Below are 16,129 nucleotides of genomic sequence, written 5' to 3'. Positions count from 1 at the left end.
GAATAACCTCATGGCTCGTCGTCGCCACCAGGAAGAGCATGTAAACCACGAACGCTGGCTGGTTTCCTACGCTGACTTCATCACGTTGCTGTTCGCGTTCTTCGTGGTCATGTACTCGATTTCGTCGATAAACGAAGGCAAGTACAAGGAAATTTCCGAAGCGCTGGTCGGTGTCTTCAAAGACTCCGATCGCGCGCTCAAACCGATCCAGATCGGCGACGAACGGCCGAAAACCGTGACCCCGGCCAAGCCACTGGTCAAGGACGCCGAGCAGATCGATGCCGGTATAGCCGGTGCCAGCGATCCGCTGAAAAGCATCGCCGATGACATCAGCGCCGCATTCGGCGACTTGATCAGCTCCAACCAGATGACCGTGCGCGGCAACGAGTTGTGGGTCGAGATCGAACTCAACTCCAGCCTGTTGTTCGGCAGTGGCGATGCCATGCCAAGCGACATCGCCTTCAACATCATCGACAAGGTTGCAGCGATTCTGAAACCGTTCGACAACCCGATTCACGTCGAAGGCTTCACGGATGATCAACCGATCCGCACCGCGCAGTACCCGACCAACTGGGAGCTGTCCTCGGCGCGTTCGGCAAGCATCGTGCGCATGCTGGCGATGCAGGGTGTCAATCCTGGCCGGCTGGCGTCGGTGGGTTACGGTGAGTTCCAACCGGTGGCCAATAACGCCACTGTTGAAGGCCGCGCGAAAAACCGTCGCGTGGTGCTGGTGGTGTCGCGCAATCTCGATGTGCGTCGCAGCCTGACGGGCACTGGTACCGCTAATGCGCAACCGGATGCCGCGTTGAAGCGTGCTGGCACACAAACTGCACCGACCCCGGTCAAGACGCCGGGACGCGAGAGTGCCGTCAATTCTCCGTCACCCGCATTAACACGCTGAGCTATGTCTCGGTCGAGCATATCGGCCGGGAGGAACGAACTGAATGAGAGTCTGGGCAGTCGCCAATCAAAAGGGTGGTGTCGGTAAAACCACATCTTCCATCGCTTTAGCCGGATTGCTGGCCGAGGCGGGCAAGCGCGTGGTTGTGGTCGATCTCGACCCGCACGGCTCGATGACCAGCTATTTCGGCTACGACCCCGACAGCCTGGAACACAGCAACTACGACCTGTTTCTGCACAAGGGCAGCGTGCCGCAAGGCCTGCCAGGGCAGTTGCTGTTGTCGACCAGTGACGAACGTATTTCCCTGCTGCCGTCGAGCACCGCGCTGGCAACCCTCGAGCGTCAGTCGCCGGGGCAGAGTGGTCTGGGTCTGGTGATCGCCAAGAGTCTGGCGCAACTGTGGCAGGACTTCGATTACGCGGTGATCGACAGCCCACCGTTGCTCGGCGTGCTGATGGTCAACGCCCTCGCAGCGAGCCAGCAATTGGTGATCCCTGTGCAGACCGAACACCTGGCCGTCAAAGGTCTGGAGCGTATGGTCAACACCCTGGCGATGATCAACCGCTCGCGCAAACAGGCATTGCCGTTCAGCATCGTGCCGACCCTGTTCGATCGCCGTACGCAAGCTTCGATGCATACCTTGCGCGTGCTGCGTGACAAATTTCCCGACGAGATCTGGCAGGGTTATATCCCCGTCGATACCCGTCTGCGCGACGCCAGCCGGGCCGGTGTCACGCCTTCGCAATTCGACGGCAAGAGCCGTGGCGTGCTGGCGTATCGCGCGCTGCTCAAGCATCTGTTGGCGCAACAACTTGTTCCGCAGGTGGCTTGAATGATTTTGACTTGTGTAGGAGCTGCCGAAGGCTGCGATCTTTTGATCTTGCTTTGTGGTGTTTCTGAAAAGATCAAAAGATCGCAGCCTGCGGCAGCTCCTACAGGGGACTGTGCATGAACCGGCCTTTGAAGTTCACGTCGAAGCCGCAGTTGGCCTTGCAGTCGTATCTGGACAGTTTGCTCCAGGAAATTCCTGACGCGTTGCCGACGCCAGTCGAAGTTGTCGAAGAAAGCACCGAAGCGCTGGACGAGTTCCAGGCAGCGGTGCTGGAAGAGCAAGCGCGTGATGCGCAGAAGGCTGCCAAACCTGTCGCACCGGTTATCGCGCCTGCCGCCGCACCGGTCGCCAAAGCGCCGGTGGCATTGATCGAAGAGGCCGAGCCGGTTCGCGCGCCAGTTTCGACGCTCGCGCCGTTGCTGCAAACCCAGTTGCTGAAAACCGCGCCGGAACCCGCAGTGGTCGAACCGTCTCCAGCTCCGGTTGCACCCGCACCCGCTGAGCAGACACTGGTCCCGCCGCTGGTGGAAGTGCATCTGCCGCCGAACAACACGCCGCCACCGGTGGAAACCGATGGTCGTCCGGCCTGGGCTTCGGAAGCGTTCGAATGTCTGCTGTTCGACGTCGCCGGCCTGACGCTGGCGGTGCCGCTGGTGTGCCTTGGTTCAATCTATTCGCTGGCCGGCCACGAGCTGACGCCGCTGTTCGGTCAGCCGGAATGGTTCCTCGGGATCCTGCCGAGTCAGGCCGGCAATCTGAAAGTGTTGGATACCGCGCGCTGGGTCATGCCGGATCGCTATCGCGATGACTTCCGTCAGGGCTTGCAGTACGTGATTTCGGTACAAGGTTACGAGTGGGGGCTGGCGGTGCATCAGGTCAGCCGCTCGTTGCGTCTGGACCCGAATGAAATCAAATGGAGAAGTCACCGGGGTCAGCGGCCATGGCTCGCCGGCACCGTGATTGAGCACATGTGTGCATTGCTTGACGTTTCCGCACTGGCCGAATTGATCGCCAGCGGTGGGGCAAAGCACCTCGGCGGCCACAAGCCGCTACATAAACCGACATAGCAGCCGACATAACAATCAGGCGACGGCATTGTTGAATGCCGCCACACAGAACACACACCGCTCAGCGCGGTTTTTTCGAGGGGTCAGGGTATGAGTAGTCAGGCGACGAATGCAAAAGGTTCTGAAGATCCGATCCTGCAATGGGTGACCTTCAAACTGGACAACGAAACCTACGGCATCAACGTGATGCGCGTGCAGGAAGTGTTGCGCTACACCGAGATCGCTCCGGTGCCGGGCGCGCCGAGCTACGTGCTGGGTATCATCAACCTGCGCGGTAACGTGGTTACCGTGATCGACACCCGTCAGCGCTTCGGCCTGAACAGCGGCGAGATCAGCGACAACACCCGTATCGTCATCATCGAAGCCGACAAGCAAGTCGTCGGCATCATGGTCGACAGCGTGGCCGAAGTGGTTTACCTGCGTCAGTCGGAAATCGAGACGGCGCCGAACGTCGGCAACGAAGAGTCGGCCAAGTTCATCCAGGGCGTGTGCAACAAGAACAACGAACTGCTGATCCTCGTCGAACTCGACAAGATGATGAGCGAAGAAGAATGGTCGGATCTGGAGAACATCTGATTGATTCTCGAGGTTGCGGTCATTGTCCTGTTCCTCTTCTGGGCAGGCACGCTGGCAATGTTTGTGTCGTACATCAAGGCGCAGCGGGTAATCGCTGCGCAACAGGCTCAGGGCGATGCGCTGCGTGATCAGCGCATCAAGGACCTGGCCAAGCGTGTCGACGACTACCAGAACGGCAACGTGCGCATGGGCGAAGCTCTGCACGAGTTGCGTGCGGTCGTCAGTCCGTTGCCGGACAAGATTGTTGCGCTGGAACAGCGCGACCCGTCTAGCCTGTCATTCGCCCAAGCGGCGAAACTGGTGGGCATGGGCGCAAGCGTCGATGAACTGACTCAGTCCTGCGGGTTGACCCAGGCTGAGGCGGAGTTGATGCGCAAGTTGCATAAAAGCAGCTAAGAGCTTCGAACTTCGAGCTTTTAGCGGCAAGCAAGATCAAAAGATCGCAGCCTTCGGCAGCTCCTACAGGGGAAACGCTAATCCCGATGTAGGAGCTGCCGAAGGCTGCGATCTTTTGCTTTTAAGGCTTAATAATCATCCCCGCGATCGGTGACGTCCTTCTCGACCATCGGCGCATTCGGGTCCTGCCCCTCAGGGAATTTGCCCTTCAGATTCCACGCAAACGCGATGATTTCGGCGATCGTGCGATACAACTCCTCTGGAATGCTGTCGCCCAATTCCATCCGCGCCAGCAAGCGCACCAATTCAGCATTCTCATAAATCGGCACCTCGCAATCGCGAGCAATGCGCAGGATTTCTTCGGCCAGTTCGTCATCACCTTTGGCGGTGAGGGTCGGGGCGTGGTTGCCGTCGTATTTGAGGGCGATGGCCTGGCGTGGGGTAGTGGAATCGTTCATGCGGTTTCGTCGACCCAGCGGTGTTCAAGACGGGTTTGGTTGCCTTGCGGCGGGGTGCCGAGGTGGCAGTCGATGTCGCCGACGTTGAGCCCGCGATCAAGCAGGCGCTGGCGCAGGGCGAACAGGTTGTTTTCGATCAGGTCCGCGGTGTACGGCCGTTCGGCCCACAGTTGGCTGGACAGGCTGCCGGCGATCAACTGCGCCTGAATTTGCATAGGCCCGAGCGGCTCCATGTCGAACGCCAGATCGACGCGCCACAGTTGTTGCTTGGGCTCGCGCTCATCGCGACGTTCGTTCGGCTGCGGTTCGCGCTCCGGCGCTTCTTCACGCTGGAACTTGACCTGCAACGGCACGATGTCCTGCAGGTTGCGCATGGGAATTTCCAGCTGCCAGGTGCTGAGCAGGCGCCCGTCGTCGGTGACGCCGGTTTGTTCCAGGCTCGACAGTTGATGGCTTTGCAGGCGCGAAACAGCGGCGGCGGCGAGGCGCAACAATTGTTCCAGATCACCTTCGTCGTCCAGACTTTGCAACAGGCGGTCGGGCAGCGGGAAGCTGCTCGGTACCGGTTTCGCGCTGACCTGGCCGAGCATGCCGAGGGCGTTGCGGACGAAACTCGGCAGCGCTTGCGCCAGGGTGTTGGCGGCGATGATCGCATTGAAACTGGTACTGCTCGGCAGGCCCGGAGTCAGCTGCGCGATCAGCTTGAGCAGGTCGGCTTTCATGTCCGGGGCCAGCGTCGGGTTTTGTCCGCTCAGCAGTTTGGCTTCGAGGAACGCGCCGCTGTTGGCCAAGGCCAGTGCCACGCCTTTGGCGGTACTCAGTTGTTGCACGTCCGGGAGGTTGGCGAGCAGTTTGTCGACCACGGCGCGCAAATCCTGCGATGTCTGATCGCTATCGCTCGGCAGATTTTGCAACGCGTTCAGTAACCCCGTCAGGGAGGCCTGGCGACTTTGCTGACCGAGCAGTTGCTGACTCACGGCCAGTTGTTCCTGGCGACTGCTCATCGGCAGAAACTTGAGAGTTTGAGAATCTTCGACCAACGCCGAGAGCAAAGTGCCGATGCGCAGCGGCTGCGGGCTGTCGATGGTCAGTGTGCTGCCGCTCTGCGCGGTGTTGAGCAGGCTGACCAACGAGCGGAACACGGCTGCCTGCCCCGGCGTCTGCGGCAGCGCCTGCGAGGTCAGCACTTTGCCTTGCAACAGCGTACCGACCGGCAATTGCGCGGTGTCGATGCGGGTGAGGGCGGCGACGCTGCTGGCAATGGCTTGCTGCACGGTAATCGCCAGATTGCCCGCCGAGGGCTGAGTGATCGCCAGACTGGTGCCTTGGGGCAACGGCAGATTGCTGGTCGCTTGCACGGTGGTCTGGCGGCCACCGTCGACGGTGACCTTGAGCAATAACTGAAAGGTCTGATCCGCCTGCTTGAGCGACAACACCTCGGCCTTGGCGCTTTGCCCGGCGCCGATCAGGCCTTCGACCGGGGTCAGCAGCTTGAGCAGCTCACCGACCTGCGGGCGAACGGTCGCCGGGGCAGTGGGCGGGAGCGGGAGGATGTTCATTTCGCCTGTCATACGCGGACACAACCTGAGGAAAATGCACTCTTGAGAGTAAGGCACGACATGTATAATGCCGCCCGTCTTGCGCTTCGAATAAAAAACATAGCAATTGTTTGACCCAGCTCTCTAGATCGAGCCGTCAATGCATCTATGCTGCATCTCTTTAACGGCCGCGCCAGAGCCGACTTGAACCGTATAAGGCCCGTGATCCCTTGACCAGTCCTGTCCTGCAAACCGTTGCTCTCGCGTGTGAACGTGATCTGCGGCTGCTCTTCGAAAATCTCGAATTGAGACTCGCCGGTGGCGATATGGTGCAGATCAGCGGACCCAACGGTAGCGGCAAGACCAGCCTTTTGCGCCTGTTGTCCGGGCTGATGCAGCCGACCGCCGGGCACGTCCTGCTCAATGGCCAGCCGCTGACCGAACAACGCAGCGAACTCGCCCGCAACTTGCTGTGGATCGGCCACGCCGCCGGGATCAAGGATTTGCTGACCCCCGAAGAGAACCTCTCTTGGCTCTGTGCCCTGCATCATCCCGCCGAACGCGAGGCCATCTGGCAAGCGTTGGCAGCTGTAGGATTGCGCGGTTTCGAAGATGTTCCCTGCCACAGCCTGTCTGCCGGTCAACAACGCCGCGTGGCGCTGGCACGCTTGTATCTTGACAGCCCGCCGCTGTGGATTCTCGATGAGCCGTTCACCGCGCTGGACAAGCAAGGCGTGGCGCAGCTCGAAGAACATCTGGCTGGGCACTGTGAGCGCGGTGGTCTGGTGGTGTTGACCACGCACCACACGCTGAGCCGCATGCCGGCCGGTTATCGCGACATCGATCTGGGGAACTGGGCAGTATGAGTGTGTTCGGCCTGCTGGTTGCCCGTGAATCCCGTCTGCTGTTTCGCCGCCCGGCGGAGCTGGCCAATCCGCTGATTTTCTTCGCCATCGTCATCGCTTTGTTCCCGCTGGCCGTCGGCCCGGAAACTCAAGTGTTGCAAAACCTGTCCCCCGGGTTAGTCTGGGTGGCGGCGCTGTTGTCGGTCCTGCTCTCGCTGGACGGGCTGTTCCGCAGTGATTTCGAAGACGGGTCCCTGGAACAGTGGGTCCTTTCGTCGCACCCGCTGCCACTTCTGGTCTTGGCCAAGGTGCTGGCACACTGGCTTTTCTCCGGTCTGGCGCTGGTTCTGCTCTCACCGCTGCTGGCGTTGATGCTCGGTTTGCCTGCCGCCTGCCTGCCGGTTTTGCTGTTTTCGTTGCTGCTGGGAACACCGGTGCTGAGCTTGCTCGGCGCGGTGGGCGCGGCACTGACGGTCGGCTTGAAGCGTGGCGGCCTGTTGCTGGCGCTGCTGATTCTGCCGTTGTACATCCCGGTGTTGATCCTTGGCAGTGGCGCCTTGCAGGCCGCCTTGCAAGGCATGCCGGCGACCGGGTATCTGCTGTGGCTGGGTAGCCTGACCGCCCTGGCGATCACCCTGACACCCTTTGCAATAGCTGCTGGCCTGAAGATCAGCGTCGGCGAATAATGAGGTCTGGTTAAAATTTAACCAGCAAAGACCCTGAGACTGCTCACACCGATGAGCGGCACCCGTGATGGAAACAGTATGAACTGGACCTGGTTTCACAAGCTCGGCTCGCCCAAGTGGTTCTACGGCATCAGCAGCAAGTTCCTGCCGTGGTTGAGCATCGCAGCGTTGCTGCTGATTGGCGTCGGCGTCGTTTGGGGCCTGGCCTTTGCGCCGCCGGATTATCAGCAAGGCAACAGCTTTCGCATCATCTATATCCACGTGCCTGCTGCGATGCTCGCTCAGTCGATCTACGTGATGCTGGCGGTGTGCGGTGTGGTCGGGCTGGTGTGGAAAATGAAACTGGCCGACGTCGCCCTGCAATGCGCCGCACCGATCGGCGCGTGGATGACCGCCGTAGCGCTGGTCACCGGGGCGATCTGGGGCAAACCGACCTGGGGTTCGTGGTGGGTCTGGGACGCGCGCCTGACTTCGATGCTGATTCTGCTGTTCCTGTATTTCGGCGTGATCGCGCTGGGCAATGCGATCAGCAACCGCGACAGCGCCGCCAAGGCCTGCGCGGTGCTGGCCATCGTCGGTGTGATCAACATTCCGATCATCAAATACTCGGTGGAATGGTGGAACACTCTCCACCAGGGCGCGACCTTCACCCTCACGGAAAAACCGGCAATGCCGGCGGAAATGTGGCTGCCACTGTTGCTGACGGTGTTGGGCTTCTACTGTTTCTTCGGCGCCGTGCTGTTGCTGCGCATGCGTCTTGAAGTGCTCAAGCGCGAAGCCCGCGCCAGTTGGGTGAAAGAAGAAGTGCAGCACAGTCTGGAGGCTGCTCGATGAGTTTTGCTTCATTCGGCGACTTCCTCGCCATGGGCCATCATGGCCTGTATGTCTGGTCGGCTTACGGCATCTGTCTGGCGGTGCTGATCCTCAACGTGGTGGCGCCGATCGCGGCCCGCAAGCGCTATCTGCAACAAGAGGCGCGTCGTCTGCGCCGGGAGAACGGCAAGTGAATCCGCTGCGCAAGAAACGTCTGATCATCATTCTGGCCATTCTGGTCGGGGTCGGCGCTGCCGTCGGCCTGGCCCTCAGCGCCCTGCAGCAGAACATCAATCTGTTCTACACCCCGACCCAGATCGCCAACGGCGAAGCGCCGCAAGACACGCGCATCCGCGCCGGCGGCATGGTTGAGGCCGGTTCGCTGCAGCGCTCGAAGGATTCGCTGGACGTCAAATTCGTTGTCACCGACTTCAACAAGTCCGTGACCATCGCCTATCGCGGCATCCTCCCGGATCTGTTCCGCGAAGGGCAGGGCATCGTCGCCCTCGGCAAGCTCAACGCCGACGGTGTGGTGGTGGCCGATGAAGTGCTGGCCAAGCACGACGAGAAGTACATGCCGCCGGAGGTGACCAAAGCCTTGAAAGACAGTGGTCAATCCGCACCAACGCCAGCGAAGGAGGGTTGATCGATGACGTCGACGATTTTTATTCCTGAGCTCGGTCATCTGGCGATGATTCTGGCGCTGTGTTTCGCGCTGGTGCAGGCCGTGGTGCCATTGATCGGTGCCTGGCGCGGCGACCGTTTCTGGATGAGTCTGGCCCAGCCTGCCGCGTGGGGTCAGTTTGCGTTTCTGCTGTTCGCCTTCGGCATTCTGACCTACGCGTTCATGACCGATGACTTCTCCGTCGCGTATGTGGCGAACAACTCCAATACCGCGTTGCCGTGGTACTACAAATTCAGTGCAGTGTGGGGCGCCCACGAAGGGTCGTTGCTGCTGTGGGCGTTGATCCTCGGTGGCTGGACCTTCGCGGTGTCGGTGTTCTCCCGGCAGTTGCCGCAAGTCATGCTGGCGCGGGTGCTGGCGGTGATGGGCATGATCAGCACCGGTTTCCTGCTGTTCCTGATCCTCACGTCCAACCCGTTCAAACGCATCCTGCCGCAAATGCCCAGCAACGGCGCTGACTTGAACCCGTTGTTGCAAGACATAGGCCTGATCGTTCACCCGCCGATGTTGTACATGGGTTACGTCGGTTTTTCGGTGGCGTTTGCCTTTGCCATCGCGGCGTTGATGGGCGGTCGACTGGATGCCGCGTGGGCACGTTGGTCGCGGCCATGGACCATCGTCGCCTGGGCCTTCCTCGGCATCGGCATCACCCTCGGTTCGTGGTGGGCCTACTACGAACTCGGCTGGGGCGGCTGGTGGTTCTGGGACCCGGTGGAAAACGCTTCCTTCATGCCTTGGCTGGTCGGCACGGCGCTGATTCACTCGCTGGCGGTCACGGAAAAACGTGGCGTGTTCAAGAGCTGGACGGTGTTGCTGGCGATTGCCGCGTTTTCGCTGAGCCTGCTCGGGACGTTCCTCGTCCGCTCCGGCGTGCTGACCTCGGTACACGCGTTTGCCTCCGATCCTGAGCGCGGCGTATTCATCCTGATCTTCCTGTTGTTCGTGGTTGGCGGCTCGTTGACGCTGTTCGCCCTGCGCGCGCCAGTGGTCAAGAGCCAGGTCGGCTTCAACCTGTGGTCGCGCGAAACCCTGCTGCTGGGCAACAACCTGGTGCTGGTCGTTGCCGCCTCGATGATTCTGCTCGGCACGCTGTACCCGCTGATTCTCGATGCCCTCAGCGGCGCGAAAATGTCGGTCGGCCCGCCGTACTTCAACGCACTGTTCATTCCGTTGATGGCGTTGCTGATGATGGTGATGGCGGTCGGTGTGATCGTGCGCTGGAAAGACACCCCGGTGAAATGGCTGGCCAGCATGCTGACGCCAGTGCTGCTCGGCAGCGTCGCGCTGGCCGTGGTGGCCGGTGTCGCTTACGGCGATTTCAACTGGGCAGTGATCGCGACCTTCCTGCTGGCCGCGTGGGTGTTGCTCGCGGGCGTGCGCGACATCGTCGACAAGACTCGCCACAAAGGTTTGATCAAAGGCCTTCCAACCCTGACCCGCAGCTATTGGGGCATGCAGATCGCCCACCTCGGCATCGCCGTGTGTGCGCTGGGCGTGGTCTTGTCGAGCCAGAACAGTGCCGAACGAGACCTGCGTCTGGCGCCGGGCGAGTCGATGGACCTGGCCGGTTATCACTTCATTTTTGAAGGCGCCAAGCACTTTGAAGGGCCGAACTTCACCTCCGACAAAGGCACTATTCGGGTGATCCGCGACGGCAAGGAAATCAGCGTACTGCATCCGGAAAAACGCCTGTACACCGTGCAGAACTCGGTGATGACCGAAGCCGGGATCGACGCCGGTTTCACTCGCGACCTTTACGTTGCCCTTGGCGAACCGCTGGACAACGGCGCGTGGGCGGTGCGCGTACACGTCAAACCGTTCGTGCGCTGGATCTGGTTCGGCGGCTTGCTCACTGGTTTTGGTGGATTGCTGGCGGCGCTGGATCGACGTTATCGGGTCAAGGTGAAAGCCAAGGTGCGTGAAGCACTGGGCATGACGGGAGCGGCGGCATGAGACGTTGGTTGATGCTGGTGCCACTGGCGATTTTCCTACTGGTGGTGGTATTTCTTTATCGCGGTCTGTACCTCGATCCGGCGGAACTGCCGTCGGCGATGATCAACAAGCCGTTCCCGGAGTTTTCCCTGCCAAACGTGCAGGGCGACAAGAACCTGACCAAGGCTGACATTCTCGGCAAGCCGGCGCTGGTCAACGTCTGGGGCACCTGGTGCATTTCCTGCCGGGTCGAGCATCCGGTGCTGAACAAACTCGCCGAGCGTGGCGTGGTGATCTACGGCATCAACTACAAGGACACCAACGCCGATGCCTTGAAATGGCTGGCCGAATTCCACAATCCGTATGCGCTGGATATTCGTGACGACGAAGGATCGCTGGGCCTGAACCTCGGCGTCTACGGCGCGCCGGAAACCTTCTTCATCGACGCCAAGGGCATCATCCGCGACAAGTACGTCGGCGTGATTGACGAACAAGTCTGGCGCGAAAAACTCGCCGCGAAATATCAGGCGCTGGTCGACGAGGCCAAGCCATGAAGCGCTTTATGGCTGCGCTGATATTGGGTTTGAGTCTGGTCGGTGTCGCCCAAGCCGCCATCGATACTTATGAGTTCGCCAAAGAAGGCGATCGTGAGCGTTTCCGCGAATTGACCAAGGAACTGCGCTGCCCCAAGTGCCAGAACCAGGACATCGCTGACTCCAACGCACCGATTGCTGCGGACTTGCGCAAAGAGATTTTCCGCATGCTCGGCGAGGGCAAGGACAACCAGCAGATCATCGACTTCATGGTGGATCGCTACGGTGATTTCGTCCGCTACAAACCGGCGCTCAACGCCAAAACCGCACTGCTGTGGTTCGGCCCGGCCGGGCTGCTGCTCGGTGGTCTGGTGGTGATCGCGGTGATTGTCCGTCGTCGCCGCGGGCAACGCGCCGAGACTCCGCAAGCGCTGTCCATCGAAGAGCGTCAGCGCCTCGACCAACTGTTGGATAAAAACCAAGAATGATTGATTTCTGGCTTGCCGCAGGGCTGTTGCTTCTGGTCGCCCTGAGTTTTCTGCTGATCCCGGTTTTGCGTGAGCGTCGCGCCCAGCGTGAAGAGGATCGTACTGCCCTGAACGTTGCGTTGTATCAGGAGCGTGTCGCCGAGTTGCAAGCGCAACAGGCTGAAGGTGTGCTCGACGCGGCGCAAATGGACAGCGGTCGTGCCGAGGCTGCGCGTGAATTGCTGGCAGATACCGAAGGGGTTGCCGCACCGCGTATCTCGAAACTGGGCAAACCGTTGCCGTTGCTGGCGGCGGTGTTGGTGCCGGTGTTGGGCCTGGGCCTGTATCTGCATTTCGGCGCTGCCGACAAGGTCGAACTGACCCGCGAATTCGCCCAGGCGCCGCAGTCGATGGAAGAAATGACCCAGCGTCTGGAACGTGCCGTCGCGGCGCAACCGGACTCTGCGGAAGGCTTGTACTTTCTCGGCCGTACTTACATGGCGCAAGAGCGCCCGGCGGACGCGGCGAAGATGTTCGAACGCGCCGCCAATCTGGCCGGTCGCCAGCCGGAACTGCTCGGCCAGTGGGCGCAGGCGCAGTATTTTGCTGACGGCAAGAAGTGGTCGGCGAAGATTCAGGCGCTGACCGACGAAGCGCTGAAGGCTGATCCGAAAGAAGTGACCAGCCTTGGTTTGCTCGGTATCGCCGCCTTTGAGGGTGAGCGTTATCAGGAAGCCATCGATTACTGGAACCGCTTGCTGGCGCAATTGCCGCCGGAGGATAGCTCCCGCGCCGCACTGCAAGGCGGAATCAAACGCGCCGCCGAGCGTCTGGAAGCCAGTGGCGGCAAAGTCGCTCAGGCACCCGTAGCCGCGAAAGCCGCGCTGTTGAAAGTCAGCGTCGATCTGGCCAGCGAACTCAGAAGCAAAGTGCAACCGGGTGACAGCGTGTTCATTTTCGCCCGCGCCACCTCCGGCCCACCGGCACCGCTGGCGGCCAAACGCCTGACCGTGGCCGATTTGCCGGTGACCGTTGAACTGGGCGATGCCGACGCAATGATGCCGCAGTTGAAACTGTCGAACTTCCCTGAAGTCCAACTGGTTGCGCGCATCTCCCGCGCCGGCCAACCGACTGCCGGCGAGTGGGTCGGTCGCAGCGGCCCTCTGGCCAGCAGCACCACCGCGCTACAAAAACTGACCATCGACAGCCCGGACAAATAGCCGGACACAACAGGAAAGCACCGCCATGCACACCATCGCCCGAATCACAGTCCTCACACTGGCCCTGGGCTTGAGTGCATGTGCGGTGCAACGACCGGAACCGACGACGAATTTGCCACCAATCCCGCCGTCGCAACCAAGCCCGACCCCGTCGACCTCACCGACCCCGGGCAAAAGTATCCCGGCGAAACCGGCCAAACCAGTGCCGCGCACCTCGGCCAGCTTCGCCCCGCCACCGGGCGGCAACAGCCACTGGGATCAGAAACTCGGCGTCTACGTCCTCGACGACCAGACCAACACCTTCTACCGCCAGCGCACCTACTACCGCTGGAACAACGGCTGGAGCCGCTCCGTCAGCCCCAACGGCCCGTGGGAAGACACCAACATCCACGGCGTGCCACCTGGGTTGGGCAAACAGTTCGGGCAGTGAATGCAAACGGCGATCTTCGGATCGCCGTTTTTTTGTCTGTCGATTGCGTTGGTGATTTCACAGGATCGCGCGATAGCTGCCGAGCGCTTGAATCGACTTCTTCAACCCCTGACGTTGCAGCAAACTCAGAAACGATTCGACGTCCATCGTGGGTGCTTTCAATTGTTTGCGTTGGTGCTGCGCGGCTGCGACAACGGCTGCCGAATCCAGATGAAACAGGTTTTCGACGAACTCATCCGGGTGTTGCGCCTCAATACCGAAAGGGGCGAGGTATTTGTCGGGAAAATCTTTCAAATTAAACGTCACGATCACGCCAGCATTGCAACGAATCGCTGCTGCCAGAACATGGCGGTCATCCAGATCGGGCAATGACAATCCACTGACCAAATTTTCATAGTCGTAGACGCAGGCATCGGGAATCGCCTGATCCATCAGCTCCGAGGTGCGATCCAATTGCTCGATTGTCAGGTCAGTGCGGTTCTTCAACAGATTGCGTTTCCATTCGCCGTGAATCTCCTTGGTCCATCGTGCCCGGAATAGCCCTGAGAGGGCTAACCACATCAAAAAGTCTCTCAATGGGGCTGGGTACAAAACACATGCATCGGCTCTTTATTGGCGAGGCAGCAGTGAAAGAGGAATGCCTCACTCGTAACCTGTCCTTAACGCTTGTGCCTGCTCTGCGAGAAGCATCATTGCCTGCTCGCTGGCGCTGTCACGCCGGGTCTTATAATCCATCAGATCGGCAAAGCGCACACGTCGGTGCTTGCCGGTTTTGTGGTAGGAAATCTCGCCACTTTCCAGCAGTTTAATCATGTGCGGGCGTGAGACGTTGAGCAGGTCGGCGGCTTCCTGGGTAGTTAGTTGGGCGTGTATTGGCACGACTTTAACGGCGTTACCTTCTGCCAGCGCCGCGAGAATATCGGCTAGCAGGCGCAACGCGGAGGTGGGCAACTCGACACGATGGGCTTCGTTCTGCTCATCGAAGATCTGGATGTGCTGGGTTTCGAATTGAGTTGCCAAGTAAGCGGCCAGGGTTCGTTGGCCTTCAATGGCTGCTTTGATCTCGCGTTCTACGGGGAGGTTGATGGGGGGATGAACAATGATCGACATGACTTTTCCGACATTTTGAATAAGGAATGCCGGAACGTTATTCGAAATAAACGAATATCGCAATAAACGAAACGCTTGGTGTTAATGCTCGCTGTTCAGAATCCCCCTGCACAAACTCAACAAACGCCCGCGCCTTGGCGCTCGCCATTCTTCCCGTCGGAAATACCGCCCATAAGGCCGCGAGTCGAGCGCAGGAGCAGGCTGACGGCCAGGCGTTTTTCCAGATGCGCGATGGTTTTCGAGGCGGCGGGCTGACCGGTATTCAGGCGCCGGGCGGCGGCAGAAAACGAGCCGGTTTCGACGATGCAGACGAAGGTTTCCATGGCGGCGAGGCGGTCCATCAATGCTCCTTTAAAAGTCTGGAAGTTATCGTGGATCCCTGTGGGAGCGAGCCTGCTCGCGAAGCTTTCGCCAACTTACGCCGTTGCCAATGAACCACGCTGCGAAACACTCAAAAACCGCAACAACGCCAACAGCGGAAACACACTGCCGACAATCACGATCCACAACCAGCCGCCATGCTCATACACCGCGCTGGCCACCGACGAACCAAAGGCGCCACCAATGAAGATGCTGGTCATGTACAGCGCGTTGAGGCGACCACGGCTTTTTGCGTCCAGCGAGTAGACCGCGCGCTGGCCGAGGACCATGTTCATCTGCACGCAGAAGTCGAGCACCACGCCGGTCACGGCCAGGCCTATCACGCTGTAGGCGGGGTGAATGAAGGCGGGCAGGAAGCTCAGGCTGGCGAACAGCATGGCCAGCAGCGAGGCGATGCGGGTGTGGCCGGCGTCAGCCAGGCGTCCGGCGATGGGTGCGGCGATGGCACCGATGGCGCCGACCAGAGCGAAGATCGCGATGCCGCTTTGCGACAGGCCATGGTTACGCGCCAGTTCCAGCGGCACCGCCGTCCAGAACAGGCTGAACGTGGCGAACATGCAACCCTGGTAAAACGCGCGCTGACGCAGCACCGGTTGCTGGCGCAGCAGCGTCCACAGCGAACCGATCAGTTGGCCATACGTGGCGCTGTGATCCGGCTGGCGCTTGGGCACGGTCAGCGCCAGCACTACGCTGATCACTGCCATCAGCGCTGCGGCAATCATGAACATCGCCCGCCAGCCCAAGTGGTCGGCCACCACGCTCGACACCGGCCGCGCCAGCAGAATCCCCAGCAGCAAACCGCCCATGATCCCGCCGACCACCCGGCCACGGGATTCTTCCGGTGCCAGATGCGCCGCCAGTGGAATCAGGATCTGTACCGATACTGAACTGAAGCCGACCAGCAGCGAGATCAGCAAAAACACATTCGGCTGATCGGTAAACGCCGCCGCCAACAGGCTGGCAATCGCCACCACGGTGGTGATGATCATCAACCGACGGTTTTCCAGCAGATCGGCCAGTGGCACCAGGAAAAACAGGCCCAGCGCATAGCCGATCTGCGTCAGCGAGACGATGAAGCTGGCCATGGTGTCGCTCAGGCCGATATCAGGGGCGATCAGGCCGATGATCGGCTGTGCGTAGTAGATGTTGGCAACGATCGCGCCGCAGCAGAAGGCGAACAGGAGCACCATGCCTCGGGTCATTGCGTGAGTGGTGGTGGTCATAAGGTTTCTCGATCCAGCGAAAGGGGATGCGCTAAG

At 60.3% G+C, this 16,129-nt stretch carries 20 protein-coding genes and 1 pseudogene; 15 read left to right on the top strand and 6 right to left on the bottom strand.

Features of this window, described 5'->3' with window-relative positions; translation table 11 throughout:
- Positions 1-10 precede the first annotated feature (10 nt).
- From motD to F8N44_RS06050, 5 genes are all read left to right on the top strand, one after another.
- Positions 11-901: a flagellar motor protein MotD gene (gene motD / locus F8N44_RS06070; RefSeq protein WP_108226834.1), complete on the top strand. Its 891-nt coding sequence runs from the start codon at positions 11-13 to the stop codon at positions 899-901.
- Between the two features lie 43 nt (positions 902-944).
- Entirely contained in the window at positions 945-1,733 is a 789-nt protein-coding gene (locus F8N44_RS06065) for a ParA family protein (protein ID WP_008077691.1), read from the top strand.
- A 116-nt stretch (positions 1,734-1,849) separates the two neighbouring features.
- Positions 1,850-2,800 carry a CheW domain-containing protein gene (locus F8N44_RS06060; RefSeq protein WP_150649696.1) on the top strand — a complete coding sequence of 317 codons (951 nt, stop codon included), beginning with the start codon at positions 1,850-1,852 and terminating at the stop codon, positions 2,798-2,800.
- Between the two features lie 90 nt (positions 2,801-2,890).
- Entirely contained in the window at positions 2,891-3,376 is a 486-nt protein-coding gene (locus F8N44_RS06055) for a chemotaxis protein CheW (RefSeq protein WP_007919980.1), read from the top strand.
- Positions 3,377-3,772, top strand: a complete 396-nt coding sequence (locus F8N44_RS06050) for a DUF2802 domain-containing protein (RefSeq protein WP_150649695.1) — start codon at positions 3,377-3,379, stop codon at positions 3,770-3,772.
- Between the two features lie 128 nt (positions 3,773-3,900).
- Here F8N44_RS06050 and F8N44_RS06045 read toward each other — a convergent pair whose 3' ends face one another.
- Positions 3,901-4,230 carry an EscU/YscU/HrcU family type III secretion system export apparatus switch protein gene (locus tag F8N44_RS06045; RefSeq protein ID WP_150649694.1) on the bottom strand — a complete coding sequence of 110 codons (330 nt, stop codon included), beginning with the start codon at positions 4,228-4,230 and terminating at the stop codon, positions 3,901-3,903.
- A complete protein-coding gene (locus F8N44_RS06040) occupies positions 4,227-5,801 on the bottom strand; it encodes a flagellar hook-length control protein FliK (protein WP_150649693.1) in 1,575 nt (524 codons plus the stop codon). The genes F8N44_RS06045 and F8N44_RS06040 overlap by 4 nt, the downstream gene beginning before the upstream one ends.
- A 197-nt stretch (positions 5,802-5,998) precedes the next feature.
- On the opposite strand from F8N44_RS06040, the gene ccmA reads away from it, so the two are divergent.
- The 10 genes from ccmA to F8N44_RS05990 all read left to right on the top strand — a co-directional run bounded on the left by ccmA (position 5,999) and on the right by F8N44_RS05990 (position 13,379).
- Positions 5,999-6,634: a cytochrome c biogenesis heme-transporting ATPase CcmA gene (ccmA, locus tag F8N44_RS06035; protein WP_150649692.1), complete on the top strand. Its 636-nt coding sequence runs from the start codon at positions 5,999-6,001 to the stop codon at positions 6,632-6,634.
- Positions 6,631-7,299 carry a heme exporter protein CcmB gene (ccmB, locus tag F8N44_RS06030; RefSeq protein ID WP_008083427.1) on the top strand — a complete coding sequence of 223 codons (669 nt, stop codon included), beginning with the start codon at positions 6,631-6,633 and terminating at the stop codon, positions 7,297-7,299. Before ccmA ends, ccmB begins: the two co-directional genes overlap by 4 nt.
- A 78-nt stretch (positions 7,300-7,377) precedes the next feature.
- Complete coding sequence (locus F8N44_RS06025; RefSeq protein WP_016987487.1) at positions 7,378-8,133, top strand: heme ABC transporter permease; 756 nt, start codon at positions 7,378-7,380, stop codon at positions 8,131-8,133.
- Positions 8,130-8,306 (top strand): heme exporter protein CcmD, encoded by a 177-nt coding sequence (gene ccmD, locus F8N44_RS06020; RefSeq protein ID WP_003222944.1) that lies wholly within the window; start codon positions 8,130-8,132, stop codon positions 8,304-8,306. Before F8N44_RS06025 ends, ccmD begins: the two co-directional genes overlap by 4 nt.
- Positions 8,303-8,758: a cytochrome c maturation protein CcmE gene (gene ccmE / locus F8N44_RS06015; RefSeq protein ID WP_007919964.1), complete on the top strand. Its 456-nt coding sequence runs from the start codon at positions 8,303-8,305 to the stop codon at positions 8,756-8,758. The genes ccmD and ccmE overlap by 4 nt, the downstream gene beginning before the upstream one ends.
- Before the next feature lie 3 nt (positions 8,759-8,761).
- Positions 8,762-10,750, top strand: coding sequence for a heme lyase CcmF/NrfE family subunit (locus F8N44_RS06010; RefSeq protein ID WP_150649691.1), 1,989 nt, complete (start codon positions 8,762-8,764; stop codon positions 10,748-10,750).
- Positions 10,747-11,283 (top strand): DsbE family thiol:disulfide interchange protein, encoded by a 537-nt coding sequence (locus tag F8N44_RS06005; RefSeq protein ID WP_150649690.1) that lies wholly within the window; start codon positions 10,747-10,749, stop codon positions 11,281-11,283. Before F8N44_RS06010 ends, F8N44_RS06005 begins: the two co-directional genes overlap by 4 nt.
- Complete coding sequence (locus F8N44_RS06000) at positions 11,280-11,750, top strand: cytochrome c-type biogenesis protein (protein ID WP_150649689.1); 471 nt, start codon at positions 11,280-11,282, stop codon at positions 11,748-11,750. The genes F8N44_RS06005 and F8N44_RS06000 overlap by 4 nt, the downstream gene beginning before the upstream one ends.
- Positions 11,747-12,949, top strand: a complete 1,203-nt coding sequence (gene ccmI / locus F8N44_RS05995) for a c-type cytochrome biogenesis protein CcmI (protein WP_150649688.1) — start codon at positions 11,747-11,749, stop codon at positions 12,947-12,949. Before F8N44_RS06000 ends, ccmI begins: the two co-directional genes overlap by 4 nt.
- A 25-nt stretch (positions 12,950-12,974) precedes the next feature.
- Positions 12,975-13,379, top strand: coding sequence for a hypothetical protein (locus F8N44_RS05990; protein ID WP_016987493.1), 405 nt, complete (start codon positions 12,975-12,977; stop codon positions 13,377-13,379).
- A 57-nt stretch (positions 13,380-13,436) separates the two neighbouring features.
- Here F8N44_RS05990 and F8N44_RS05985 read toward each other — a convergent pair whose 3' ends face one another.
- The 4 genes and pseudogenes from F8N44_RS05985 to F8N44_RS05970 all read right to left on the bottom strand — a co-directional run bounded on the left by F8N44_RS05985 (position 13,437) and on the right by F8N44_RS05970 (position 16,093).
- Positions 13,437-13,970, bottom strand: coding sequence for a PIN domain-containing protein (locus tag F8N44_RS05985; protein WP_150649687.1), 534 nt, complete (start codon positions 13,968-13,970; stop codon positions 13,437-13,439).
- A 51-nt stretch (positions 13,971-14,021) separates the two neighbouring features.
- The gene (locus F8N44_RS05980; RefSeq protein ID WP_150649686.1) at positions 14,022-14,489 is read right to left on the bottom strand and encodes a helix-turn-helix domain-containing protein; all 468 of its coding nucleotides are present in this window, start codon (positions 14,487-14,489) and stop codon (positions 14,022-14,024) included.
- Between the two features lie 173 nt (positions 14,490-14,662).
- Positions 14,663-14,830, bottom strand: a pseudogene (locus F8N44_RS05975) (helix-turn-helix domain-containing protein); the annotation flags it as partial.
- A gap of 75 nt (positions 14,831-14,905) precedes the next feature.
- The gene (locus F8N44_RS05970) at positions 14,906-16,093 is read right to left on the bottom strand and encodes an MFS transporter (protein ID WP_150649685.1); all 1,188 of its coding nucleotides are present in this window, start codon (positions 16,091-16,093) and stop codon (positions 14,906-14,908) included.
- Between the last annotated feature and the right edge of the window lie 36 nt (positions 16,094-16,129).

This window comes from Pseudomonas fluorescens (assembly GCF_902497745.1).
GTDB lineage: Bacteria > Pseudomonadota > Gammaproteobacteria > Pseudomonadales > Pseudomonadaceae > Aquipseudomonas > Aquipseudomonas fluorescens_BM.
The sequence above is the reverse complement of the archived record's forward strand: the minus strand, read 5'-3'. Positions and strand labels throughout refer to the sequence as shown.